This is a genomic window from Exiguobacterium undae DSM 14481 (genome assembly GCF_000620805.1).
Classification (GTDB): Bacteria; Bacillota; Bacilli; order Exiguobacteriales; family Exiguobacteriaceae; genus Exiguobacterium_A; species Exiguobacterium_A undae.
On record NZ_JHZV01000008.1, the window covers coordinates 1 to 22257 of the forward strand.

General features: G+C 45.9%; 27 protein-coding genes. 22 read left to right on the top strand and 5 right to left on the bottom strand.

Annotation, left to right across the window (positions count from 1 at the left end):
* Window positions 1-161 precede the first annotated feature (161 nt).
* The 13 genes from P397_RS16875 (at window position 162) to P397_RS0100065 (ending at window position 12258) form a co-directional block, all read left to right on the top strand.
* A complete protein-coding gene (locus P397_RS16875) occupies window positions 162-350 on the top strand; it encodes a hypothetical protein (protein ID WP_035387525.1) in 189 nt (62 codons plus the stop codon).
* Window positions 351-364: 14 nt separating this feature from the next.
* Window positions 365-589 (top strand): TrbC/VirB2 family protein, encoded by a 225-nt coding sequence (locus P397_RS0100010; protein WP_051523810.1) that lies wholly within the window; start codon window positions 365-367, stop codon window positions 587-589.
* A 93-nt stretch (window positions 590-682) separates the two neighbouring features.
* A complete protein-coding gene (locus P397_RS0100015; RefSeq protein WP_028105223.1) occupies window positions 683-1777 on the top strand; it encodes a hypothetical protein in 1095 nt (364 codons plus the stop codon).
* A gap of 22 nt (window positions 1778-1799) precedes the next feature.
* Window positions 1800-4169, top strand: coding sequence for a VirD4-like conjugal transfer protein, CD1115 family (locus P397_RS16880; RefSeq protein ID WP_051523812.1), 2370 nt, complete (start codon window positions 1800-1802; stop codon window positions 4167-4169).
* A 12-nt stretch (window positions 4170-4181) separates the two neighbouring features.
* A complete protein-coding gene (locus P397_RS0100025; RefSeq protein WP_028105224.1) occupies window positions 4182-4436 on the top strand; it encodes a hypothetical protein in 255 nt (84 codons plus the stop codon).
* A gap of 16 nt (window positions 4437-4452) precedes the next feature.
* A complete protein-coding gene (locus P397_RS0100030; protein WP_028105225.1) occupies window positions 4453-4869 on the top strand; it encodes a hypothetical protein in 417 nt (138 codons plus the stop codon).
* Between the two features lie 26 nt (window positions 4870-4895).
* A complete protein-coding gene (locus P397_RS17505; protein ID WP_051523814.1) occupies window positions 4896-6836 on the top strand; it encodes a pLS20_p028 family conjugation system transmembrane protein in 1941 nt (646 codons plus the stop codon).
* A gap of 4 nt (window positions 6837-6840) precedes the next feature.
* The gene (locus P397_RS0100040) at window positions 6841-7152 is read left to right on the top strand and encodes a DUF5592 family protein (RefSeq protein ID WP_026831506.1); all 312 of its coding nucleotides are present in this window, start codon (window positions 6841-6843) and stop codon (window positions 7150-7152) included.
* 4 nt (window positions 7153-7156) lie between these two features.
* A complete protein-coding gene (locus P397_RS16890; protein WP_051523816.1) occupies window positions 7157-7792 on the top strand; it encodes a hypothetical protein in 636 nt (211 codons plus the stop codon).
* Between the two features lie 7 nt (window positions 7793-7799).
* Complete coding sequence (locus P397_RS0100050; protein ID WP_028105226.1) at window positions 7800-9743, top strand: VirB4 family type IV secretion system protein; 1944 nt, start codon at window positions 7800-7802, stop codon at window positions 9741-9743.
* Window positions 9743-10870, top strand: a complete 1128-nt coding sequence (locus P397_RS17510; RefSeq protein WP_051523818.1) for a lysozyme family protein — start codon at window positions 9743-9745, stop codon at window positions 10868-10870. The genes P397_RS0100050 and P397_RS17510 overlap by 1 nt, the downstream gene beginning before the upstream one ends.
* Complete coding sequence (locus tag P397_RS0100060) at window positions 10861-11418, top strand: hypothetical protein (protein ID WP_028105227.1); 558 nt, start codon at window positions 10861-10863, stop codon at window positions 11416-11418. The genes P397_RS17510 and P397_RS0100060 overlap by 10 nt, the downstream gene beginning before the upstream one ends.
* Window positions 11419-12258: a hypothetical protein gene (locus P397_RS0100065; protein ID WP_028105228.1), complete on the top strand. Its 840-nt coding sequence runs from the start codon at window positions 11419-11421 to the stop codon at window positions 12256-12258.
* Window positions 12259-12709: 451 nt separating this feature from the next.
* On the opposite strand, the gene P397_RS17870 is transcribed toward P397_RS0100065, so the two are convergent.
* On the bottom strand, window positions 12710-12847 hold the full coding sequence (locus P397_RS17870; protein ID WP_156508413.1) for a hypothetical protein: 138 nt from the start codon (window positions 12845-12847) through the stop codon (window positions 12710-12712).
* Between the two features lie 138 nt (window positions 12848-12985).
* On the opposite strand from P397_RS17870, the gene P397_RS16900 reads away from it, so the two are divergent.
* The 9 genes from P397_RS16900 (at window position 12986) to P397_RS17875 (ending at window position 19748) form a co-directional block, all read left to right on the top strand.
* Entirely contained in the window at window positions 12986-13237 is a 252-nt protein-coding gene (locus P397_RS16900; RefSeq protein WP_035413937.1) for a hypothetical protein, read from the top strand.
* Window positions 13230-14390, top strand: coding sequence for a MobP2 family relaxase (mobP2, locus tag P397_RS0100085; protein WP_028105229.1), 1161 nt, complete (start codon window positions 13230-13232; stop codon window positions 14388-14390). Before P397_RS16900 ends, mobP2 begins: the two co-directional genes overlap by 8 nt.
* Before the next feature lie 11 nt (window positions 14391-14401).
* The gene (locus tag P397_RS0100090; protein ID WP_028105230.1) at window positions 14402-14857 is read left to right on the top strand and encodes a hypothetical protein; all 456 of its coding nucleotides are present in this window, start codon (window positions 14402-14404) and stop codon (window positions 14855-14857) included.
* Complete coding sequence (locus P397_RS0100095) at window positions 14854-15132, top strand: hypothetical protein (protein WP_028105231.1); 279 nt, start codon at window positions 14854-14856, stop codon at window positions 15130-15132. The genes P397_RS0100090 and P397_RS0100095 overlap by 4 nt, the downstream gene beginning before the upstream one ends.
* 5 nt (window positions 15133-15137) lie before the next feature.
* Window positions 15138-16601, top strand: coding sequence for an ArdC-like ssDNA-binding domain-containing protein (locus tag P397_RS16905; RefSeq protein WP_051523819.1), 1464 nt, complete (start codon window positions 15138-15140; stop codon window positions 16599-16601).
* 646 nt (window positions 16602-17247) lie between these two features.
* Window positions 17248-18198 (top strand): DUF2268 domain-containing protein, encoded by a 951-nt coding sequence (locus tag P397_RS0100105; protein WP_028105232.1) that lies wholly within the window; start codon window positions 17248-17250, stop codon window positions 18196-18198.
* Between the two features lie 262 nt (window positions 18199-18460).
* On the top strand, window positions 18461-18676 hold the full coding sequence (locus P397_RS0100110; RefSeq protein ID WP_028105233.1) for a hypothetical protein: 216 nt from the start codon (window positions 18461-18463) through the stop codon (window positions 18674-18676).
* Between the two features lie 121 nt (window positions 18677-18797).
* On the top strand, window positions 18798-19496 hold the full coding sequence (locus P397_RS0100115) for a hypothetical protein (RefSeq protein WP_028105234.1): 699 nt from the start codon (window positions 18798-18800) through the stop codon (window positions 19494-19496).
* 90 nt (window positions 19497-19586) lie between these two features.
* On the top strand, window positions 19587-19748 hold the full coding sequence (locus P397_RS17875; RefSeq protein ID WP_160168494.1) for a hypothetical protein: 162 nt from the start codon (window positions 19587-19589) through the stop codon (window positions 19746-19748).
* A gap of 109 nt (window positions 19749-19857) precedes the next feature.
* On the opposite strand, the gene P397_RS0100125 is transcribed toward P397_RS17875, so the two are convergent.
* The 4 genes from P397_RS0100125 to P397_RS16915 form a co-directional block, all read right to left on the bottom strand.
* Window positions 19858-20382, bottom strand: a complete 525-nt coding sequence (locus P397_RS0100125) for a DUF5067 domain-containing protein (protein ID WP_200869451.1) — start codon at window positions 20380-20382, stop codon at window positions 19858-19860.
* Window positions 20383-20444: 62 nt separating this feature from the next.
* The gene (locus tag P397_RS17810) at window positions 20445-20582 is read right to left on the bottom strand and encodes a DUF3006 family protein (protein ID WP_152539574.1); all 138 of its coding nucleotides are present in this window, start codon (window positions 20580-20582) and stop codon (window positions 20445-20447) included.
* Entirely contained in the window at window positions 20579-20863 is a 285-nt protein-coding gene (locus P397_RS16910) for a ComEC/Rec2 family competence protein (protein WP_028105236.1), read from the bottom strand. The genes P397_RS17810 and P397_RS16910 overlap by 4 nt, the downstream gene beginning before the upstream one ends.
* A gap of 294 nt (window positions 20864-21157) precedes the next feature.
* Complete coding sequence (locus P397_RS16915) at window positions 21158-22246, bottom strand: GTP pyrophosphokinase (protein WP_051523821.1); 1089 nt, start codon at window positions 22244-22246, stop codon at window positions 21158-21160.
* Window positions 22247-22257: the final 11 nt, after the last annotated feature.

Below are 22257 nucleotides of genomic sequence, written 5' to 3' on the forward strand. Positions count from 1 at the left end.
ACCTATTCGTTGAGGGTCATCGAAAAACCCTAGACAGATATCCGGTACCGGATATCAGAGTTCGTGGGGGAACGTGCTCTAAACCCACCGCCTTGCTTGACTCCGACTGTCCTTAAGGATGTGCTGCTGCGCATCAACCTCAAGGAAGGAGTGTACACGCCATGCCGACACGTGAACAGAAGCAGAACAAGACCTTTGCCGAGAAATTGCTCCGGATCCAAGGGAAAGACTATGAGGAGTGGCTCGACGCCCAGCATCAGCTCGTCATCCAGGAGAACCAGGAACTGATCTTAGAAGCACTCGATTCGAAACTGAACGTCACATCGCCTGTTACCTTGTCACGGGATTGAGAGGAGGAAATAACATGGGCTTGAATGAGACAGGACTGAGCTTGCTCCAGTTCTTCCAGGGGCTGGCCGTCATCGCGGCAGCAATTGCTTTCGTAGTTGCTGGCTTCTATTTCATCTTCGGTGGGGATCGTGGACGATCGAAGGCAGTTGGTTGGCTCGTTGGCGGTGCCGTCGGTCTAATCATCATCATGGGCGCCGTCACGCTAGCTGAGATGGTCAACGACAATATCAAATTCTAATTTAACAAGCGATCAAACAGACCGTCATTCCAAACTGGATGGCTTTTTTTATTGCCTTCATACAAGATGTCTTGCTTCAAAGGAGGAAAATCTATGCTCTTTGTCCGTTTCACTGATGTAGCGAAAGAAGCTTTCCCGAACTACGAGCGTCTCCCGTATGAGGAGGCGCTTTTATTATCCACCCAAGTCCATCAGGAAGCACAGCAAGTGAACGAACGGTTCGCGAGTGAGTTCCGGATCTTCGATGATGCCGATCAGCTCGTCTATAAAGGAACGTTCCAGTTTGGTGATCCGACCTATCCGAATCTTTATTTGCAGCTGAAAGAAAGGATCCCACGCATCCGAATCCGGAAGGAGGATGCGACGAAGAAGATCCTGTTGCTCGAAAACTTGGAACGTTTGACACCGGAATCCTATAAGACGATGACGACTGTAGCGACTCAGCAACATCCGGATACGACACACGTCTCCCGCTTACGTCGAGGACAGCGTCGTCTCGTCTATGGCGTCAGTAGTGTGAGTCTTTTACTACTCGGTGCGCTATCCATCGTTCAACTGACACAGCCCGACTCACCAAACAATGTCCGTGCAACATCGTCAGGGGATTGGCAACCACTTTATGAAGAAGCATTAAATGGCAAGACCGATTCACTCATGCAACGTCTGGAAAAACAAAAGTCATTGAGCAACGAACAACAACAGTTTCTCGTCACGCAGTATGTCGAAAAGCAAGATTACGATCAGGCCGTTGCTGTGACGAACGATCCAATTGACGTCGAGACGATCATCATGCAGTCGAAGCCATTCGCAACAGACCGTCAAGAGACATTGCAAGCCTTCCAAGCGGTCCATCCGACGGATGAAGGCGCTTTCGATCTCGCCATCCTAGAGAAAGACTATACACGTGCCGTCTCCATCCCGGACGTCGAGATGACGACCGCGCGCAAGGAAGCGAAGACACGTGCCTACATCGCGTTGAAAGATGTGGCGAAGGCACAAGAAAGCGTCAAGATGATCCAAGACGAACAACTGAAACAGCAAGTAGTAACACTTGTCCAACTGGATGAAGAGATTCAAGCACTTGAAGATCAAAAACGACAGTTATCGGAGAAAACGGACAAAAAAGAACTCGATAAGCTGAATGAGTCGCTCGCAGCGAAGCAAAGACAAGTTTCTTCTCTTCTTTAATGAAAGTGTGGTGACTGAAATAATGATGAACTTCTCACTTCGTTCCCTCGCTACCTCCGCTTGGCTGTGGCGATGTCTTGCCTTTTTGATTGCTTTACCAATTGTATTGTTCTTAGTACTCAATGTCGCGTTTCAGTTCCTGCAGCAGACCATCCAAAATCTCTTTCAGGACGGGAAGTTGACGACTGGTTCCCCGCTTCAATACGATCCGAGTTGGTGGACGACGCTCGCCTGGTCGACCTCCCTCGCTTTCGCTTTGTTCGGTGTCTGCTTCCTCCTGGGAGGGTTTCTCTTATTGAAGTATTGGCTCAATTTCCGTGATCTCAAGGCAGCACAGAAAGGAAGTGCCCGCTTCACGACGTTCCAAGAGCTGAAACAGCAGTATCGGGATGTGCCAGACCGCAAAGAGACGTATACCGGATCCGGTGGCGTCCCGGTCGGACGTTATCGCGATCGCCTCTATATCGATGACAGTGCCGTCAACAATCTCGTCATCGGGACGACTCGGTCCGGGAAAGGTGAGACGTTTGTCTTCTCGACAATCGATCTCTACAGTCGTGCCGAATGTCAAGCAAGCCTGATCATTAATGATCCAAAAGGCGAGCTGTTCGCCGCCTCCAAAGAAACGCTCGAGGCGCGTGGGTATCAAGTCGAGGTCCTGAACCTGATGAACCCGTCCCAATCGATGTCCTATAATCTGTTACAGCTGACAATCGATGCCTATTTGGACGAGAACTACTCTCTCGCCCAACAGTATGCCCGCTCGGTCGCCTATATGCTCTACCATGATCCGAAAGCGAAGGATCCATTTTGGAGCAACTCCTCAACGGACCTCTGTACCGCCTTGATTCTTGGACTTTGTGAACAGGCGAAATACGAACCGGAAAAGATCACGATGTATAACGTCGCCCTGATGCTGTCTGATCTCGGCTCACGGACGGTCACAGATGACATGGGACAAGAACAATCCGCACTCGACACCTTCTTCTCGTCGTTCCCAGAGAATCATCCGGCACGCATGCAGTATGCGACCCTTCATTTCTCCGGCGGCCAGACGCGCGCCAGCATCCTGGCGAACACGAACGCAAAGCTCGGCATCTTCACCCTTGATGCGACGGCACGACTGACGGCACAGAACTCGCTCGACATGAAGCTGATCGGCTTCAATCGTTGGTTCCGCGGACGTGCGCTCCCCTTGTCACGACTAACCTTCTGTTTTCCGAGCGGGAAACAGCTTGCCTTGACGACGGACGACGACGGGAGTTTCGTACTGCATCACGAAGAAATTCTCGATGCCGGATCTAATATCACAGTGAAAATCAATAAACAAACGTACACCATGACGCTCTCAGGTTGGAAAGACAAAGCAAATGGGATCTTCGACTGGACGACTGATGCCCCGATCGACATCCGGGAGATTCGCCAGCACCAGCGTCCGGTTGCCGTCTTCTTGATTGTCCCGGACTATGATCCGACGCTGAACGTCATCGCCTCGCTCTATGTCAAACAAGTCTATACATCACTGGCTCGCGTTGCCTCACAAGCAACGAGTGGACGGTGTGAACGACAGGTCATCTTCCTCCTCGACGAGTTCGGGAACATGCCAGCAATCGAAGGGATGGCGAACATCATCACCGTCTGTCTCGGTCGGAACATCCGCTTCAACCTCGTCATCCAGTCTTACGCGCAACTGGAGAATCTGTACGGGGAGGATTGGAAAACAATCGATGGGAACTGTGGGAATACACACTACTTGTTGACGGCAGACGAGTCGACGGCAGAATTGATCTCGAAGAAGCTTGGCGAACAAACAATCGTCACGAAGTCGCGTTCCGGACAGACGTTCTCATTCTCGAAATCGAAGACGGAGAGCGTCGATGGCCGGCGCTTGCTGACGGCAACAGAAGTGATGGGATTGAAAGAAGGCGAGATGCTGATCATCCGTGTCATCAAACGACAGGATAAACAACAGAAACGGATCCAGTCCTATCCCCTCTTCCTGACTGGGCGGACGGCGATGAAATACCGCTATGAATACTTAGCGGATGACTTTAATACAGAACGTTCCATCAACGATCTCGTGATTCCATGCGCACATGCCCATCTTGACTTGAATACACTCCGAATCCCGTTCCAACTCGGTCCCTCAGTGGCATCGAAGCACGTTGAGACGGATGAGGAGACATCTGTTGCAACAGAATGGCGTGTCTGTGATGTCCTGCAACCAAAAATCCTACGCTCGATCTTCGAGACGACGGAATACGACACCCTATCCATCACGGCGTTCGAGCAAGGCATCATGGATAAGACGATTCCTGTGACCGACAACCAACGTCACTTTTTGAAGACGATCATCAGCAAACGACTCGAGAAACTTCGTCATGGCGTCTAAGGAGGGCATCATATGACAGAACTGACACGCACCGAACGCGTCCAGCGCGAACTCCGGGTCATCGCGACCATCATCAAGGAGAACAAGAATCGCCTCCGTCGTGGTGAAGTATTAAACATCCAAACCAAAGATGGCTTTTTAGTCGTATTTGAGGAAGAAGACCCAGACTCAGGCGACCGAAAAACTGTTACGCTTATAGACACATTCGATTTTCGGGTCCACGTCAGTAATGGCGATCTAACGGATCCGGAACAGGTGTCATCATAGGAAAAGGGGTGGAGGCATGCAAGCGAAACGAGTACTCTCCGGACTGTTGATTTCCTCTGCGTTACTTTTAGTCGGTTGTAGTGAAAATAGTGAAGCAAAGTCTCTTAAACAAGTTTCTGTAAAAGAAATTGATCAACTAAAAGATAATGATCAAAGCAATTTCTTACTTGTTGATAGCGACAGTAAAGCAGAATTTGAGCCTTATGTAGATAAAGTGAAGGACATCGCTGAGAAAGAGGACATACAAGTAAAATTATTTAATCCTTTTCAACCTAACGGGAAAGATCTAGAAGACCGTGCTACAGATGAACATGGAGAATTAAAGGGTGGTCGTCTGTACAAACTAGAACATGGTAAATTAGTTAGTTCTCTCGATCTCACTGCGTTAGATGACAAGGCACTCGAAGATGAAGTAACCTCTTTTATTGACTAAAAGCAGACAGAGAAGGGAGGACCATCATGGCTAATGGAGATATAGCATCCAAACTGGAGGAATTTCAAGACTTACTGAACATCAGTGATTTGGTGAGAGATGCGCTTCGTTCTATTGGTTGGCTTTTCGTTAGAGGTCTCTCCTTCATCATCGATGGTCTTGAACAGATTACAAATGACATCCTCCTCATAAAATCATTCTTTAATAATCCTCAAGTGGTTGAATTCGTTCAGACGATTCAACCTTTTTTATATGTCATTTTAGCTGGGAGCTTTTTATTTACCGGTTACTTGATGATTTTTCAGAAAAAATTTGATCGAGAAGGGTTTCTCATTAATCTGTTCATCACTTTGTTAGTTTTAGGGTTATTATCTCCGACAATGATAAAGACAAATGAATTCACAGACAAAGCTATAACAAGCATCAATCAAGATGGAGTATATGAAAATCAGGATCATACTTTATCGCAATCAGTGCTCCAAAAAAATGTACATGATTTAGTTGAATACGATAAAACTGCTTTCAAAGATAAAAAAATTAAAAATCCAAATTCTGTTCCAGCAAGCCAAATCAAGAATATAGACATCAATGATGTATTTGATAGCGATGAGTATCGATTGAGTAAAGAAGGTGAAGATATTTCTCAGAACAAGCTTGCTTGGAATGGGAAAGAAATGACCGAAACCGAGTTAGATCAGAGCGGTGTTGAATGGAACAACCAGTACTATTATCGCTATCATCCTAACTGGCTGACAATCCTCGTCACGCTCGGGGTGATGGGCTTCACCCTCTTCTCGATTGCCTACAAGCTGGCTCGACTCTCGTTCGAGTTGGCTTTTAATTATGTCTTGGCGATTTTAGTGGCACCCGCTGATTTACACAGCGGACAAAAGACGAAGAAGGTCATTCAAAGCATCTTGAACACCTTTCTCGTCATCATTCTGATCTTCGTTTCGATCAAACTCTATACGATTGGAACGGCATACCTGGCCGATACACTGGACGGACTCGCCTATTTGATCGCGTTGATCGCCTTCTCTGCCGCTTTGATTGATGGACCAAACATGGTCGAACGTCTCTTCGGGATTGATGCCGGTCTGAAGCGTGGTTGGGGTGTTGCACTCGGTGCGTATGCCGTCGGGAAAGGAACCGCGAAAGTGGGCGCTCGTGTCGCCGGTCAGACGATGAAGATGACATCACGCCCTGCCACTCCTTCTGTCTCGGAAGTAGCAAGTATGAAGTTTCCACCGAATCCGCCACCGAATGGCGGTACACCCGCGAGTCGTCCAGATCGTTCGTCTGAGAGTGCTCCGATTCCATCACAAGCACAAGAGCGGATATCTCGTCCAGCAGGGCCAGAGAATCAACAACTCGAGTCAGTTGAGATACCAATGCATGGCACGGCGCAAGAGGCTCAGACTGCAACAGCATCACCGGAATCCGTTCCACATCGTCCAGACTCTGTCTCACAAGCAAAACCTGCGCCATCGACTTCGCAATCGACAATACCTGCTACGCAACCAAAGATTCCCGATTCACCGACGAATGAAAGAAATGCCAACTCAACTGATGCATTCAAGTCACCCGAAATGTCTGTCTCCTCACAACCAGTATCACAGTCTCCACAGACTTCCGAAGTAAATCGTAAGCCTGTTACTTCTTCAGCGGATTCGACACCGTTCGACAAAACGACTACTAGCGCGTCTGCTCATTCTGTGGAAACAACAGAGAATGTGTCTCCGAGCGTCACCTTGTCTGGCTCTTCCAGTGGCTCACCATCCATGAATGAATCGTCGCAGGAGACGTCATCCGGAACGCAGCGTCAGCGAAAGTCGATCTATCAGACACTGGAGACCACAACGCAGAAAGAACTCAAACATGTTGAACAAACCCAGACACGCGTGACACAGGAATCATCCCGGATGTACTCGACGGACGTTCCGCGTCTAGACCCGAAAAAGGAGTGAGACCATGCAACAGCGCCAATACCGGATTCCGAACGAAGTCACGACCGAACTCAAGATCAACAAGATGCTCTACCTCTATGATTTACTATTTCTCGTCGCTTTGATCATCGTCCGGTTGATCGCTCTTCCATTTATCCCGGACGTCTTGCATCTACCGTTCACGTGTTTCCTCGTCGGGTTCGGACTTTTCCTTGTCATCCGACCGACGACGAATCCGGAAAAGCGGATGGTCCACGTGCTCTATTACGCACTGATCAAGAAGAAAGACACCTATATCGCGTTGGCCGACCGGAATGAATCTTCGAAAGGAGCGTGATCAGATGAGTTTATCAGAAGACACACGATTGAAGACGAGTGCTACGACCGATATCACTTGGCTCGACGAGGTCCAGTTGACGACACCGAAAGCAAGCAAGGAGAAGCGCGTCCGAATCCCACCGTCTGTCGCCTCCCTCTTGCCAATCGTCGACTCCACAGCGTTCGATGTTTTCGAGATGCAGGATGGGACGTTTTGCGACATCATTCAACTGACTTCAAAAGATATTTACGGACTATCTGAGACGGAGAAGGACCATGACATCTTCTCCCTCGCCTATCTCTTACAGGCGTATGTCCATCCATTGAAGGTCATTCCACTCAATACACCGCTTAATCTAGAAAAACAGAAACAACGAATCGAACGACAGCTGCGACAGAATCAGATTGCCGCCTATCGTCCGTTTCTTCAAAAAAAGAAACAAGAACTGATCTACCTCGAGGAGCATCGCACGAATCGCGATTATCTCCTCTTTTTTTATGCTCCGGACGAGGCAATGCTCCGCGAACGGAAGCATCAATTGACGAAACTCCTTCGACGCAGCAACCCGATGGTCGAACTGACGCTAGAACAGAAAATCCATGTATTGTTCCAACTGCACAACCCGAATACGAAACCGACCCAGGACGGAAAGGAGTGATGACGTCATGTGGCGTACGCGTTTTCTACGGAAGCAAGATCCCGAGACGATTAAACAACTGGACGGCTACAATCCGACATTCGTCCAAGCGATCCAGCCGCAAGGCGGACTCCGCTTCGAACCGAACTATGTCCGGACCGGTGACGGTTATCTCGCCTGCCTCCATGTCTATAAGTATCAGTCGACCGTCTATGATTTCTGGCTCGAGCCCATCCTTAACCTGCCCGGTGTCCTGACGACGCTCGACATCGGAACAGCGGACAAGCGAGAGATGATCCGGACGATCAATAAGTCGATGGCCGAGCAGAATACACGCTTCGAGAATGCGAAAGATAATGTCGACCGGATTGATGCGCGCGAGACGTATAAGGAACTGAACGAACTCTATGAACAGATCACGCAAGGCGAGACGATGAAGTACTTGCATCTCCGACTCTACGTCAAAGCGAAGACACTCGACGTACTTGAACGTCAGGTACAGGACGCGATGGAAGAACTCGAAGCACGAAACTTCCGCGTTGCCGTCTTCCTGAACGAACAGGAATGGGAATGGCAGAGTCTCTTCCTCAGCTACGAGCAACAGCAAAAACTACCGAACCGGCGTCGCGGGAAAGAGATTCCGTCGCTCTCGATCGCGGGTGGTTATCCGTTCCACTTCACGTCGTTACAGGATCCGACTGGTACCTATTACGGGACGACCGACACGAACGGGAGTGTCATCTTTGACCTGTTCCATAAGGATAAGCAACGGAAGTTTTATAACGCGTTGATGATTGGGAAAATGGGTTCCGGAAAATCTACTTTGCTCAAGAAGACGGTCCTCGATCAAGCGATCAAAGGTAATCATGTCCGCATCTTGGACGTGACCGGTGAGTTCTCCGACCTCGTACGACAACTGGGTGGTAAAGAGATTGCGCTCGACGGTTCCGCCGGACGGATCAATCCGCTCCATGTCTATAAGACGGTGACGCACGCCGACGGTTCTGCGGACGAAGCTCTATCATTCATGCAACACCTATCGAAAATCGCTGTCTTCTATCACTACATCAATCCGGCAGCGACGCAAGAAGAGGCAAACGAGTTCGAGATTCTGCTCCGTCAGCTCTATCTTGAGAAGGGACTTTGGAATGAGGACGGTGACGCGCCAATCACGACGCATCCTGCGAACGCCTATCCGGTCTTCTCCGACTTCTTAGCGCTGGTCCGCTCCGAATTGTATGTCGATGCTGCGCGGACGACGATCCGCGAGAGCATCAGTACAAACCGTGTCAGACGGCTCGAGAACATCGAACTCGCGATCACGAACCTCGTCCACAACTACGGCAATATCTTCGACGGGCATTCTTCGATTGAGCGGTTCGATGAGGAAGCGATCGTTTCGTTTCCACTACGTAACCTGACGAACTTAAAGGACGAAATCTTTCAGGCACAGGTCTTCAACCTGATGAACATGCTCTGGGATGGGATGATCCTCAACGGTGCCGGACAACTGCGCAGCTACAACCAGGGCGAGTTGTTGATCGAGGATGCCTTCAAGTATCTGATCGTCATCGATGAGGCGCATCATCTGATCAATACGCGCGATATCGCCCAACCGGCGATTCTATATCTGCAACAGTTCATGCGCGAAGCGCGGAAATACTTCGGCGGCATCTTCTTCGCCTCGCACTTGATTACGGACTTCGTCCCGACCGGTTCGAAGTCGGAGAACGCTGAGAACGTCAAGACACTGTTCCAGCTGACGCAGTATAAGTTCATCGGCGAGCAGGATGCTGAGAGCATCCCGACGATCCAGACCGTCTTCGACGGTCAGTTGACCGAGAGTGAGACGCGGTTGATTCCGTCGCTCGAAACTGGTCGGATTGTCCTTAGTATCTCCGGTGTGAAGACGTTGATCTTCGATGTTGATGTCTCACCCGAGGAGCTGACCTTGTTCGGAGGTGGTGCCTGATGTGGAGTACGGTCCGGCAATCGGCACGCGTCGCCGTCCGGATGAAGTGGCGACTCTTGACCTTGAAATATCGTTTGATTGCGCTTGGTATCGCGCTACTATTGTTGCTTCTGATTATCATCGTCGCAGGCATTCTCGATACGTTGACCGGGATCGAGAACGATCAGGCGACCGAGACACCGATTGCTTATTCGGACGCGAGTCTACAAGTCAGTGATGACGTCTTACAATATCGCGAGACGATCGCACGCGAATTAAAGAAGCAACAACTCGAGGGACAGACGAACGTCGTCCTCGCCTTGGTGATGCAGGAAAGCGGTGGACGTGGGAATGATCCGATGCAAGCCAGTGAATCAAAGTGCGGACGGATCGGCTGCATCACCTCTCCCGATGAGAGCATTCGCTACGGTGTGAAACACTTCGCATCGGTCTTCCGACAAGCGAATCAAGACGTCAAGTTGACGCTCCAAAGTTACAACTTCGGGGGTGGCTTCATCGATTATGTCCAAGAGAAAGGTGGACGCTACACGAAACAACTCGCGATTTCTTTTTCACAGATGATGTACCAACGTGTCAAGAAAAGTAGCATCTATCAGTGCCATCGTCCGAGCGCAATCGAGCATCAAGCCTGTTACGGTGACATCGAATATGTCGATGCCGTTCTCCGGTATCTGACGCCGACGGTACTGACGGAAGGCAAGACAGGACCCATCAAAGGGACGCTACATGCCCCCCTCGACATCCCGCTTCAGATGACGTCGGGGTTCGGATCACGGATCGTTTTCGGAAAGACGGACGTCCACACGGGAATCGACTTCAGCTGCCACGATACCGATACGGTCCACGCCGTCCGCTCCGGTACCGTCACCTACAGCGGCTTACGCGGACCGTATGGACAACTGATTCAGATCAAACAAGGAGAATGGATCACCGCCTACGCGCACCTTTCCGCGCGCCAAGTCAAGACGGGTCAGAAGATTGAAGCCGGTCAAGCAATCGGGATATGTGGTTCGACTGGACGTTCAACCGGGAACCATCTTCACATCGAATTCAAGACGAGTGATTGGTCCGGACACATTGATCCGGCACCACTCTTTTCGCTAAGGAGGGATGTATCATGGCGTTGACAAGTCGTCATCTCCTGTGGCTCGTGTTGTTCTGTCTGTTACTTTCTGTCAGTGCTAACTTCTATCAATACCGTTCGTCGGCATCAGATGGAGAGCACACGACAGTAGATAAAAACAGAAAGGATTCGTTACCAGAGACGACCACGATGGACTCTCCTATTCCCACTGACGGACAGGATCAAGAGCAGCAGTCGTCAATTTCTAAGAATGCGGAACGCTTCATCACGTTCGCATTCACGTGGGAAAACGGGACCTATCCGACGCGTAAGCGACAGGCCAGGCAGTATATGTCGGAGTCAATCGAACGGACCTTGTTCGCAAGTAGCGGAAGCGATGGCAAGTTTACTGCCGCTGTCTCTGACATCGAAGTCTTTCCGAGTCGTGACGACCCAGAGCATTGTCTCGTCCGATTCAAACGAACGTTGACGATCGATTCAAACGGCTATGAAGAGACATCCGATGAGCTGGTCGAACTGACGTTTACACATCAAGACGGACGATACATCGTCGATCAGATGAAGAGTCTTCAAACGTCAGGAGGTGTCTGAATGCATTCAGGAAAACGAAAGACGTTGAGCCGTGACTGGTCGCGACTGTATCTCGGAACAGGACTATTCTTCTTGATCGGTTTTCTCTTTTTCGGCTTTTCCTCCCTCTTCTTTGCCGAAGAACAACCGATCAACGCGACGCCAATCGGTGAAGAAAAACGATTGACGAATGGACAGACTGTCATGCTTTTCGACTGGTCTTATGATGCGCAACGGAAGAAGATGCGTGTCCGCCTCCAGTTCGACCAACCCCAAGACTACGCGACGAAACTTGTCGCGCACGTAGCTTACAAGGAACGACCGACGGATGAGCAACGCGTCCGAGTCGTCTATCACCAGGACGAGCACTACGTCTTCGAAATCGAAGATGTACCGCGCGACTTTGATCAGCTAGCACTCCGCTTGTATGTCATTGAACCACAACAGTCACTCGAGAAGCTGAGTGCTACGAAGCGAGAAGATGCGCTAGTCGAATCACTCTATATGGATCAGCGACGTGTCTTAAGGACATCACTTTCTATTCAACAAGCGGACGACTATGCGCAACTTTTTCTCACTGACGAGCACGTGCAAAGTCAAAAACGGATCAAGAAAATGAAGCGCGAACAGATGGAACAAGCTTCTCTCATCCAACAAATCGAACAGGACATCGAGTCGAAAAAAGCTACGTTACCTGACCTGACACTCGACGAACAAGTCGAACGTGAGGATGAAATCTTCAATCTGAAGCAGAACAAAGAAGAAGCACTTCTACGACAAACGGATCTAAAAAAACAACTCAGCCAAGAAGAGAAACGACAAGATCAGTTGCGCATTAAAGCACGTGAACTGAAATGGTAAGGCGGCACACACCGTGCCAAAATGCCGTTTTTGGTGGCACAGGGTGTGACCTTTTCGCGATTTTGATGATATCAGTGAAACACTAGGCTCCGCCTAGGCTAGCACGCTGCGTGATAGCAGTTTCCCCTTATGCTCTTTTTCACGGTTTTAGGTCCATCTCTGTTTCTACGGTTTCTAAGTTTTTGATTGGAGACAACTCATTTTTTCTGTTTGATTGAATAAAAAAACGAGCATCGCAGCTCGTTGAATTCGCTCCATGATTATTTTTTAAACGTCTCAAATACTTTAAACATGACATAAAACGAACCGAAGCTACAGGTTAATCCGAACAAAGCGAGTTCCCAAACCGTCATCCTCAATTCCCCCTTTCATCCTTATACATGATTTGGGAGAGCGAGGTTTCAACAAATGGAAAATTTTCTTAATTCACTCTCATCTGATCTTTATTCGATTAATGGACGTCACTCATATTTGGTGAATCAGATTCACGTGTGCGCGTTCTCGAATACATGTTTTTCAGGAGTTCGATGATCAAGGAGACGATCAAGGCTTCTCCGAGTGTATAACTATGTTCGATGATTGACTGCATGTAGTTCCCTCCGTTCTTCCTCTGGGTAGTATTACCTTTCTCACTTCTAATGACAGGAAGAACGGTCGAATTGTTCGGAAAGAATTTCATTTTTTTAGAAAGCCGAGACTTACTTTCCTAAAGGAAGGAGGTAAAGAGATGGATCTCTTGATTCGCGACATCGACTCCGTATTCGTCAAACAACTCGACGAGCAGGCGGAGAAACAGATGTGTTCCCGACAAGAATTATTGAAAGGATTACTGACTACTTGGTGCGTAGACGGCATCCAGTCGACACAGGTTGCGCGCCTCGAACGACAACTCGAAGCGAACACGTTACACCTAAAGCGGAGTGCAACAGAACTTGAACAATTGACCAAACTCTTTCGTGAGGTGATGCAGGATGACTAACGTTCCTGGTGTCATCATCAAGTCGAAGTTCAAACTCCCTCAAACAATCCGACGTGCGCGTCGCTATACGACGTACCTCAGTTACATCGATCGACCGGAGACGAAAGCACGGTCGCAACAGTTTGAGAACTATCACGATTATATGGAGGATGAACTGAAATCGAGTGGTCTGTTCACAGCGAAGCAAAATCGATTGAGTGCGATTCAACGAGAGCAATTGCGTGAAGTCTTTCGACGGGCACAGGAGAACGGTAGCATCCTGTGGCAAGATGTCATCTCATTCGATGAGGCGTGGTTACAGGAAGTCGGTGTCAAAGAAAATCGTTACATCGATGAACAACGTTTGATGCAAGCAACTCGCAATGCTATCACTTTAATGATCGAAAAAGAACAGATGCTGCACGCGACATGGACTGCTGCCATTCATTACAACACGGACAACATCCATGTTCATGTCGCAACAGTCGAGACGATGCATCCACGCGAACGCGGCAAACGCAAACCGAAAACGATCGAGAAGATGAAGGCACAAGTCGTCCATACACTTGCCGACCGGACACGTGAACAAGAGAAACTGAATGCTTTTATCCGTGATGAGGTTCTGGCGCACAAACGGAATCGTTCAACACTAGCTGTTTCGAACCGCGTGCTACATCCTGAACTCGTACGACAGTATAAAGCGATTCAGAAACAACTACCGGACGATAAGCGACAGTGGTATTACAACATGAACGGCATGCACGAACTGCGTCCTTCACTCAATCAATTTACTGACACGTATCTTGCGACCTACTTCGAGAAAGAGCACAGCGAGTTTAAACAACAACTCGATACAGAGGTCGCATTCTACGAGCGGAGTTATGGATCGGCATCCCAAGCATCGGCTTATCGAAAGACGAAAGAACAGGATCTCTACACACGGATGGGAAATGCCGTCCTGTCCGAGATGCGTGATTCGTCCAAGCCACCTCAGAAGCTTGCGAAGAAAGCTGCATCCTCACCCAAACAAAGAATCCGGTCAGCGTTTCGACGTGAACGGATCATGCAAGAGACGCTTTATCGGATCGGACGACACATGAATGATGAGTGGGACCACATCAAGAACCAGCGTGCTTTTGAACAACTCGAGCAGGAAGTTCAACACGAAAGGTAAGGTGAAACGGAATGGAAGAGACGAAGCAAGTCCGGATCCGGATGAGTGCCGTGACCGCTGAATTTTTAGAGGAGTATCGTGAGAGGGAACGACTGTCCGGAATTGGTCCGGCAATCGATCATATCATCCGTGACTATCAAGAGATGATCAAGAAGCAATGGGATTTGAACTATATCAGTCGTTCCGTATCAAAACAGATCGAACAAGAGTTGACATCGTTCTGGGAAGAACAGATCACAAAAAGTCTCTCTCCATTACGAAAGAGTGTCCAACAGACAGACCTTCAAACACAGATCTTGATTGAACTGGTGCAAGCCTTAATGCAGACGGAAAGCATCGAAGATATCATCCCGACGACCGAATACCGTCCTTCGTTCCTTGAGACAGCGGAGACGGCCGTTAAATCACGGATCGAACAACGAAAGCAGCATAAGCATTCGGATGAGGAAAGGATGATCCATAAATGAGACGACTAGAAGCTTTCACAATCGCAATGTTTCTCGAACTGCAACCGACCCACGTCACAGTCTTGATTCATCAAGCACGATACGACATCCCTGTCTCATATGACGAATATTCGTTCCTTGAGATCCTGCAAGAAGAACCTTTGTTGTTGCTACCGGTATCACGTGATCGTCGTCATCTACTACTGGATCGACTCGCTACCGATCCGATTGTTCTGCAGGAACTAGAAGATTTCGAAGGTGCTGCCGATTCGTCTTTCTCGTCTGAAGGAGCGTGAGACACATGGCATACAAGAAGAAAACACGTGAAGATTATCAGAAGGAAGTACAAGCGTTGACCGACAAGATGGAGACGCAGCTCGCTTCTCACTTCGTCAGTCAGGAGAGCATCAAGGAACATCTCGACTTCATGAGCCGATTCCATCGCTACTCTACTCGGAACATGCTATTGATCGAGGAACAGTTCCAAGGCGCCCGTGCCGTCGGTTCCTATGCGTACTGGGAGAAGCAAGGCGTCCAGGTCCAAAAAGGAGAGAAAGGCATCAAGATTTTTGTTCCCTCCCCTGTTACTTTCATTAAGCGAGATACGGATTGGGTAGCATGGAAGGACGCAACGAAGACAGAGCAAAAGCGTGCAAAGGAAGGTGCTCTTCCGACACGGAAAGCGATGTACTATAAGATTGGTCACGTCTTCGAGTACACGCAAACCGATGCTCGTGAGAAGGGTCTCGAAGTCTCCGAGCTCTTCGCTTCCTATCATCGAAATGGATCACTTCGTGAGGCGGAAACGTTTCGCCGCGCATTGAACGGGATTGCCGAGACACAAGACGTGAAAATACTCGACCAGCCACTGAACGAACTTGGTACGGCAAAAGGATGCTTTTATCCGGAACTGAACGCAATCGCCCTCAATCCGCGGAACTCGGACATTGAGAACGTGACCGTCCTGATTCATGAACTCGCACATGCCAATCTGCACAACGTAGAACGAAATGAAGAGCGCGGAATTGAGTTGAATCCGCATGAGAAGGAATTCCAAGCGGAGATGGTCGCTTACACGGTCGCGGCACACTTTGGTTTTTCAACGGACGAGTTTTCATTGTCGTATCTCGCCAACTGGACACAAGGGCGAAACTTACGCGATAAAGAAGACTTGTTGTACGAAGTCCATCAGACATCTGGTCATTTCATCCGCGAAATCCATACTTCGCTCGAGCACGAACAAGTACTTGAACGGGAAGCATCGCCTCTCAAGATGATCGAACATATCGAGAACGTGGCACAAATTACAGATCAAAGGATGCCATTAGCCGAACGACTCGAGCGAATCATGCAGCACACACCGGAGGACGTCGGTGCTTACCTGACGAGTATTGCTAAGCAGGACACGCAACAAGACTTTTCATCGTTTAACGAACCGATGATGCTTGTCCATAGAGCGACAGATTTCTTCGAACCGTTCGCGAAAGCCAATGACCGTGATTTTGACGAGCATGAAACAGTCGCCTATACACTCGTCATCCCGGGGGAAGAACCAATCAGCCAACACTTCCGCATCCTTGATGACGCTTCAGGACCACTGCATCATATCCTGAAAACCGAAGTCGTCAGTAAAAAGACGGAACAAGTACTTGAAAAGGCGTGGTATGACGAGATGATTTCGACTGAAGATCGCGATTTAGAAAAGGTCCGGCAGAGTGTGACGCGTCACTTCAATGTACCGGAACAGGATTTCCGTAGTCGTTAAAAACACTCCCTACTTTCTTTCAAGATTAGGTACTGCAAATCAGAAAGTATATCTCATTCCATAAAAAAAGAGGATCGAGTTCATTACTTCGATCCTCTTTTTTTATGCTACTTTCGCATAAATTATGACTTTCTTAAAAAAGTCAAAGACTACTTGTACAGAATTTATTTAGAATGTTTTTTTGTCGTTCAAGGATTGTCTGCTGTGTCGGAACATCACCGACTGAGACTGTACGTTCAAAGAATAAATAAGGCTTACCATCTATTTTAAAGCGACGGTCAACAAGGTAACGTGCTGAATGCTCATCCTCTACTAATTCATGTTCGATAGCATCAATATTTTCCTCTAAAGTATAGTAGCCGGTCGTAAAAAGTCATTGTAGTATTCTTTTTTTCGGAACCCAAGTAAACAGCAAAAGTAAAACCAAAGCATTGCATCAACTGCTAAAGCTAAAATTAAGAACTCCATATGTGTTCCCGCTCTGTAATAATCAATATACGATTTGGAAAAACAAGTAGTTTTATTTATCTCATATTACATTTTTTGACTATACAATTTTTTAATGCTATCTTTTACTTAATGATTCTATCCGTTCTTAAATCACTCTCTTATGTTATTAATATTTTATTGAAGGAGCGATAATGTTTTGAAAAGAATACTTACACCGCTTTTGTGTATTCCCTTAATCGTCTTGACCGCATGTACGGAAGATGGACAAAGTGAACAATCTAAACCTAAGGTTGTTAAGATCGATAATGACAGTGAAGTGAATATCGTTCCTCTTTATGGACCTTATCAAAAATACTTGAAAGCATCACTTAAAGATTACGATGCTGAAGTGAGCAAAAAAAATTACATAAAGTATGTTCTTAACGATATCGATAAAATGGGTGAAAAAGAAAATTTTGATACTACTTCCCTGAAAGGTTTCTTCATGATGGAATCGACTGCTTATCAGCAAGCGCTACTTGATCGAATCAATGCTTTGGAAGAGCGACAAGACGAGATAAAAAAGATCATCACAAAAAATTACATCGCTGCGCACAAAGTTCTTCCGAAAAAAAAGAGTACGATCTTCATCGTACCGATAAACTCGGAATATAAAACGATGACCGAACCTATGGGTGGAGTAGCCGCAGGTGCGTACAAAGATGCCATCGTACTATATATTGATTCGAATTTCGATAAAGATGCGTTAGCTTATACGGTTGCGCATGAATATCATCATTTAATTCTCCACGACAGACATAAATATCAGATGAATAAATTACTCGATTCGGTCATTATCGAAGGGAAAGCAGATGCCTTTGCTGATCGAGTCCTCAAAGATGTGAAGGCGCCATGGAGTGATCCGATGGACGATGCGACGATAAAGCATGTCGCGAAGCTGATTCAAAACGGTGAAGCTTCGTATGAGGACCTTGTGGCTGGTAGTCCACAAAAAGAAATCCCCCGCTGGAGTAACTACAACTTAGGGCATGATATCCTCAATCATTACTTTAAGTCACATCCAGATTCTTCAGTAGAAGACTGGTCATTTAAAAGTGAAGCTGATCTTTTGAAAGGATATAAATATCAAGAGACTCTTCAGCAATAAAAAATAAGCAAAGTTCTTTCGCCTCGAATAGTGAAAGAACTTTGCTTATTTTATTTATCATTTCCTTTGTTTATTTCCCCATATTTCTTCCATCGACTCATCGATTTCGTTCGAGAATCTTTACCGTTTGAGAGTCGTTACCGTTCGAGGTCATCCTACTCGATATGACCATAATTACCGATTAAAAATGATTGAGCGCATCGAACAGACTGCTCAGATCACAGAACACGGTTTACCATTAGCCGAACGGCTGGAGCGAGTTATGCAACATTCACCGGAGGACGTCTGGGCTTATCTGACGAGTATTGCTAAGCAGGACACGCAACAAGACCTTTCAACGTTGGACGAACCGATGGTGTTCGTCCATGGCATAACAGACTTCTTCGAGCCGTTCGCGAAAGCTAACGACCGTGACTTTGAGAAACATGAGACGATTGCTTATACAGCAACAGAAATGAGCAGATATGATGTGTCCTAATGTGTAATTGAATCGTATCAATTAAAGAGGGTGGGAACTTTATCCAGTAAAAGCTACCCTCCTCTTTCAACAGTGCGCTATACTTTAAAGTAGTTTGTATTTATTTAAAAGGAGTAACTAAATGGGCATAGAGAAAAGGGAACAAATCAAATATAAGATTTTTCACGAACAGGATATCAACAAATTGATGGATGTATTCTTTTCGACAGAAAAAGAATTGGGCCATGAGGAAACAGAAGTCATCTACACGATTCAATTTAAAGATGGAACAATTGCTAGTGGTTCTGATCGATTGACTATCGACCGGAATCGGTCAATACAATCCGTCGTCTTTAGTCTCACCAATAAAAGTTTACATACATCAATCGCTATGAATCTTCACATTGATAATGCGAAAAACAGCAGTACATACGCTGTCGAAGGTAATCATCAAGAGTGGGTAAAAGAAAAATCGGCACAAATTCAAAAAATCATCAATGCTACCCCGAATCAAAATCAGTATCTCGCACACCCTGTTTGGAGAACAGGTCTATCCATTCTTTTAGTTCTCCTTATTTTTAGCTTCATGTACTTACTTATCGAGAACTATTTATCTAGTCGTGCTGGATATGCTTGGCTAATCGTAGCAGTTCTATGGGCTCATTTTTGGACGGGACGATTACTAGGTAACAATCTAGACACCTTATATCCTAAAGTAGATTTTGACATCTCTATACATCGTGAGAGCAAGAAAAGAAAGCAACGAGCCTTCTTGAAATTGATCGTCATCTGCTTTCTTATTCCGTTGTTGGTAAAATTCATTGTGGAACGAATGATTTAACGCTCCTCAAGAAAATGTCTATAATAGGACATGACAGTCAATGCGATATAATAAAAACTTCACTACATATCAACGAATGGAGGAACAACCATGAATAACAATCAAGCAGTTGCTTACGCCGTCATTGCCATGGAGCAACTCGGCTATACAATCGAGCAGATCGAAAAAGTTCAAGCCAGCATGCTATCTGAGATGGACTGGTCGGATGAAGAAACAGCTGAAAAGAAAGCAACTACTATCTTAAAGGGATAAAATAAAACAGCAACATCGCTTTAAAAAAAGAAGCGATATTGCTGTTTTTGCTTACTTGAAATATTTCTGCTGTAAACTTCATTCAACGTGATTCTTTTTATTCATCTGCTTATTTGAGTTCAATCTTTTTTTCACCTAATTCTTTTCCCGCCATTCCTTGAGTCGCTTTCAATGTGACGACCGCTTGTGGATCATCGATGTCGTAAGCCATGATTCCCTTCGCGGTACCACCTGGTTTGATGTCATCGAGCTGATGTTTTAAATAAGAGGCATACTTCTCTTCTTGTGGCGTCATGCCTACCTCTAACTTATTGATTATGTCGGTTCCTTCCTGTGTAGCTTCGAAACAGGCGATCCACGTGGTCATTCCATTCAATGGTTCCTTATTATCATTTGTCGTCTCGTATGTGAAGACAAGCTGTGGCTTTTCTCGGAAATACTCCTTACTTGGCTCAAGCACTTTTGTCGAAAGAATTTTGACTGTCGCCATATTAATTTTCAAAGTATCATTCTTGAAATAAACATTCTCTTTTTTCGTTTCTGCTACCCTGACTTTTTCAGTCGGATTTTCCGCCTTCTTAGGTGTATCTTGTGCTACTTCTTCTGTCTCACATCCGACAAGTGATAATCCCAACCCGACGATTTCGTTTCGACATTCGCTGTCGCTCACTTTCATCTTTTTCGATATGACCGTACTCATCGGTCCAGGATGACATCTCCGAATTCAACCGTCATGGGAAAGCGAGAAATCAGGATGTCCCGCATTCCATCTTCGAACTCGACGACGACCCACCTTCCTTCAATGCGATCGATGATCCCTTTACGCTTACTCATTTTGACTTCTTGATCGTGTAAGACGATCCGTTCCCTTCAAAAACGATCGTGCCGCTCTTATCCGCTCGTAGCATCGTCGCCTTCGCACGCTTCAGGTTCATTACGACTTCCTTCGTTGGATGTCCGTAAGCGTTCTTCCCGACACTGATGACGGCGTACTTCGGTTTGACGTACTTAAGGAACGTCGTGCTCGTCGATGTCTTCGCTCCATGATGTCCGACCTTGAGGATGTCTGCACGTATAGTCTTCTTAGCAAGTATCTCCAGTTCTGCGTCTCTCATGAACAGGATAGTATTCTTTTTATTGATAACGTTTAGGACAGTACTCCGGTCGTATAAATATTATAGTTATTGATTGGTCCGACGAACTACGTCTTTTAACCTTTTGCGAGAGTAGATAGGTTAGCTTATAACTCTTTCCACAAATAAAAAAAGAAAAAAAAGCAGACCTCCAAGTGTCTGCTTAGTGTAGTATGTTGGTATGAAGTCAGTCATATATCTTATTAACTCATACATGAAACCCATTACTTGAACCAGAAGCAGTTCAAAACGTTTTTCAATTAATTATTTCTCGAATTAATAAAATGATATAGGAGAGTCATCCATCACCTTTTCTACATCAGGATAAATTTCGAACAATTTTAATGCATCTTGATGTTTCATACCGCCCCATTTTCCATCCCCCCACGATTTTTCAAAATATAAATCGCCATAATTTATAACCATAAAATGTCTTAATATCCCTAAAAAATTTGGTATATGGTTGTTCTCATTTAAATATTTTACGTAACCTAAATACTTTTGTTTAAACAAATCGTCAATTTTTTCTTCTAATTGCTCAAGTCTATGAATACCTAAATTATTTAATTCTTCAATTATTATCTCATCTTTATCATTAAAAGATGGTGAAATCATCTTTTTATCAATTTCATCTTTAAACTTCTCTTTCAAATAAATCAGTAAAGATGTACTGTCAATTAAGTACTCTAAATTCCCTTTTTCAGTTTCTTCTGACACTTCAAATGAATATTCTTCAATTTCTTTTGATAACCTATCAAATTCTCTGTCAACCATCTCTAAACTCGCAGAGGCTAAAGCGAATCTTCTCCGAATGTCATTCTTTTCAGGAAGAATCTTGTTGAACTTATACGTTCTATCATGCGAAATATCTGCCCACGCATGCTCCAAAATTGTCCTTACTTGTATTTCAAAACACTTATCTTTTAAGTGAGCATATTCTGGCATTTTTGCTCTTTTATCATCTATTTTTGCTACATAGTGAATAGATCTGTATCCTACTTTATCTTCACCTAATTCTTCACTTTTATTTGAACTATTTTCAGTGTCTATTTCAAATAATCCTTCAATTTCCTTGCAAACTTTTTCTACATCTGACTTAACAAACGTAACTATACGAATCCCTATATAATCATGAATTTGAGAAATTGGATCTTCATATTTCTTACTTTTTATTTTATTCAATAAGCTACTTTTATCTTTGATTCTATGAGTTATAGAATGATATTTAATATCTTTATACTCAATTATTTCTTTTATAAGACTAGTGATTTTAGTAGCTAGTATTTCAAAAATTTTAAACTCATTATCATACCAAACTTCAATTTCTTTAGTATCATGATTATTATTTTCTAATTTTTTTGCCATTCAAATCTTCC

Excerpts from the sequence above, each read along its gene's own strand:
- P397_RS16875 (WP_035387525.1), top strand. The coding sequence starts at position 162 with ATGCCGACACGTGAACAGAAGCAGAACAAGACCTTTGCCGAGAAATTG.
- P397_RS0100010 (WP_051523810.1), top strand. The coding sequence starts at position 365 with ATGGGCTTGAATGAGACAGGACTGAGCTTGCTCCAGTTCTTCCAGGGG.
- P397_RS0100015 (WP_028105223.1), top strand. The coding sequence starts at position 683 with ATGCTCTTTGTCCGTTTCACTGATGTAGCGAAAGAAGCTTTCCCGAAC.
- P397_RS16880 (WP_051523812.1), top strand. The coding sequence starts at position 1,800 with ATGATGAACTTCTCACTTCGTTCCCTCGCTACCTCCGCTTGGCTGTGG.
- P397_RS0100025 (WP_028105224.1), top strand. The coding sequence starts at position 4,182 with ATGACAGAACTGACACGCACCGAACGCGTCCAGCGCGAACTCCGGGTC.
- P397_RS0100030 (WP_028105225.1), top strand. The coding sequence starts at position 4,453 with ATGCAAGCGAAACGAGTACTCTCCGGACTGTTGATTTCCTCTGCGTTA.
- P397_RS17505 (WP_051523814.1), top strand. The coding sequence starts at position 4,896 with ATGGCTAATGGAGATATAGCATCCAAACTGGAGGAATTTCAAGACTTA.
- P397_RS0100040 (WP_026831506.1), top strand. The coding sequence starts at position 6,841 with ATGCAACAGCGCCAATACCGGATTCCGAACGAAGTCACGACCGAACTC.
- P397_RS16890 (WP_051523816.1), top strand. The coding sequence starts at position 7,157 with ATGAGTTTATCAGAAGACACACGATTGAAGACGAGTGCTACGACCGAT.
- P397_RS0100050 (WP_028105226.1), top strand. The coding sequence starts at position 7,800 with ATGTGGCGTACGCGTTTTCTACGGAAGCAAGATCCCGAGACGATTAAA.
- P397_RS17510 (WP_051523818.1), top strand. The coding sequence starts at position 9,743 with ATGTGGAGTACGGTCCGGCAATCGGCACGCGTCGCCGTCCGGATGAAG.
- P397_RS0100060 (WP_028105227.1), top strand. The coding sequence starts at position 10,861 with ATGGCGTTGACAAGTCGTCATCTCCTGTGGCTCGTGTTGTTCTGTCTG.
- P397_RS0100065 (WP_028105228.1), top strand. The coding sequence starts at position 11,419 with ATGCATTCAGGAAAACGAAAGACGTTGAGCCGTGACTGGTCGCGACTG.
- P397_RS17870 (WP_156508413.1), bottom strand. The coding sequence starts at position 12,847 with ATGCAGTCAATCATCGAACATAGTTATACACTCGGAGAAGCCTTGATC.
- P397_RS16900 (WP_035413937.1), top strand. The coding sequence starts at position 12,986 with ATGGATCTCTTGATTCGCGACATCGACTCCGTATTCGTCAAACAACTC.
- mobP2 (WP_028105229.1), top strand. The coding sequence starts at position 13,230 with ATGACTAACGTTCCTGGTGTCATCATCAAGTCGAAGTTCAAACTCCCT.
- P397_RS0100090 (WP_028105230.1), top strand. The coding sequence starts at position 14,402 with ATGGAAGAGACGAAGCAAGTCCGGATCCGGATGAGTGCCGTGACCGCT.
- P397_RS0100095 (WP_028105231.1), top strand. The coding sequence starts at position 14,854 with ATGAGACGACTAGAAGCTTTCACAATCGCAATGTTTCTCGAACTGCAA.
- P397_RS16905 (WP_051523819.1), top strand. The coding sequence starts at position 15,138 with ATGGCATACAAGAAGAAAACACGTGAAGATTATCAGAAGGAAGTACAA.
- P397_RS0100110 (WP_028105233.1), top strand. The coding sequence starts at position 18,461 with ATGCAACATTCACCGGAGGACGTCTGGGCTTATCTGACGAGTATTGCT.
- P397_RS0100115 (WP_028105234.1), top strand. The coding sequence starts at position 18,798 with ATGGGCATAGAGAAAAGGGAACAAATCAAATATAAGATTTTTCACGAA.
- P397_RS17875 (WP_160168494.1), top strand. The coding sequence starts at position 19,587 with ATGAATAACAATCAAGCAGTTGCTTACGCCGTCATTGCCATGGAGCAA.
- P397_RS17810 (WP_152539574.1), bottom strand. The coding sequence starts at position 20,582 with ATGAGTAAGCGTAAAGGGATCATCGATCGCATTGAAGGAAGGTGGGTC.
- P397_RS16910 (WP_028105236.1), bottom strand. The coding sequence starts at position 20,863 with ATGAGAGACGCAGAACTGGAGATACTTGCTAAGAAGACTATACGTGCA.
- P397_RS16915 (WP_051523821.1), bottom strand. The coding sequence starts at position 22,246 with ATGGCAAAAAAATTAGAAAATAATAATCATGATACTAAAGAAATTGAA.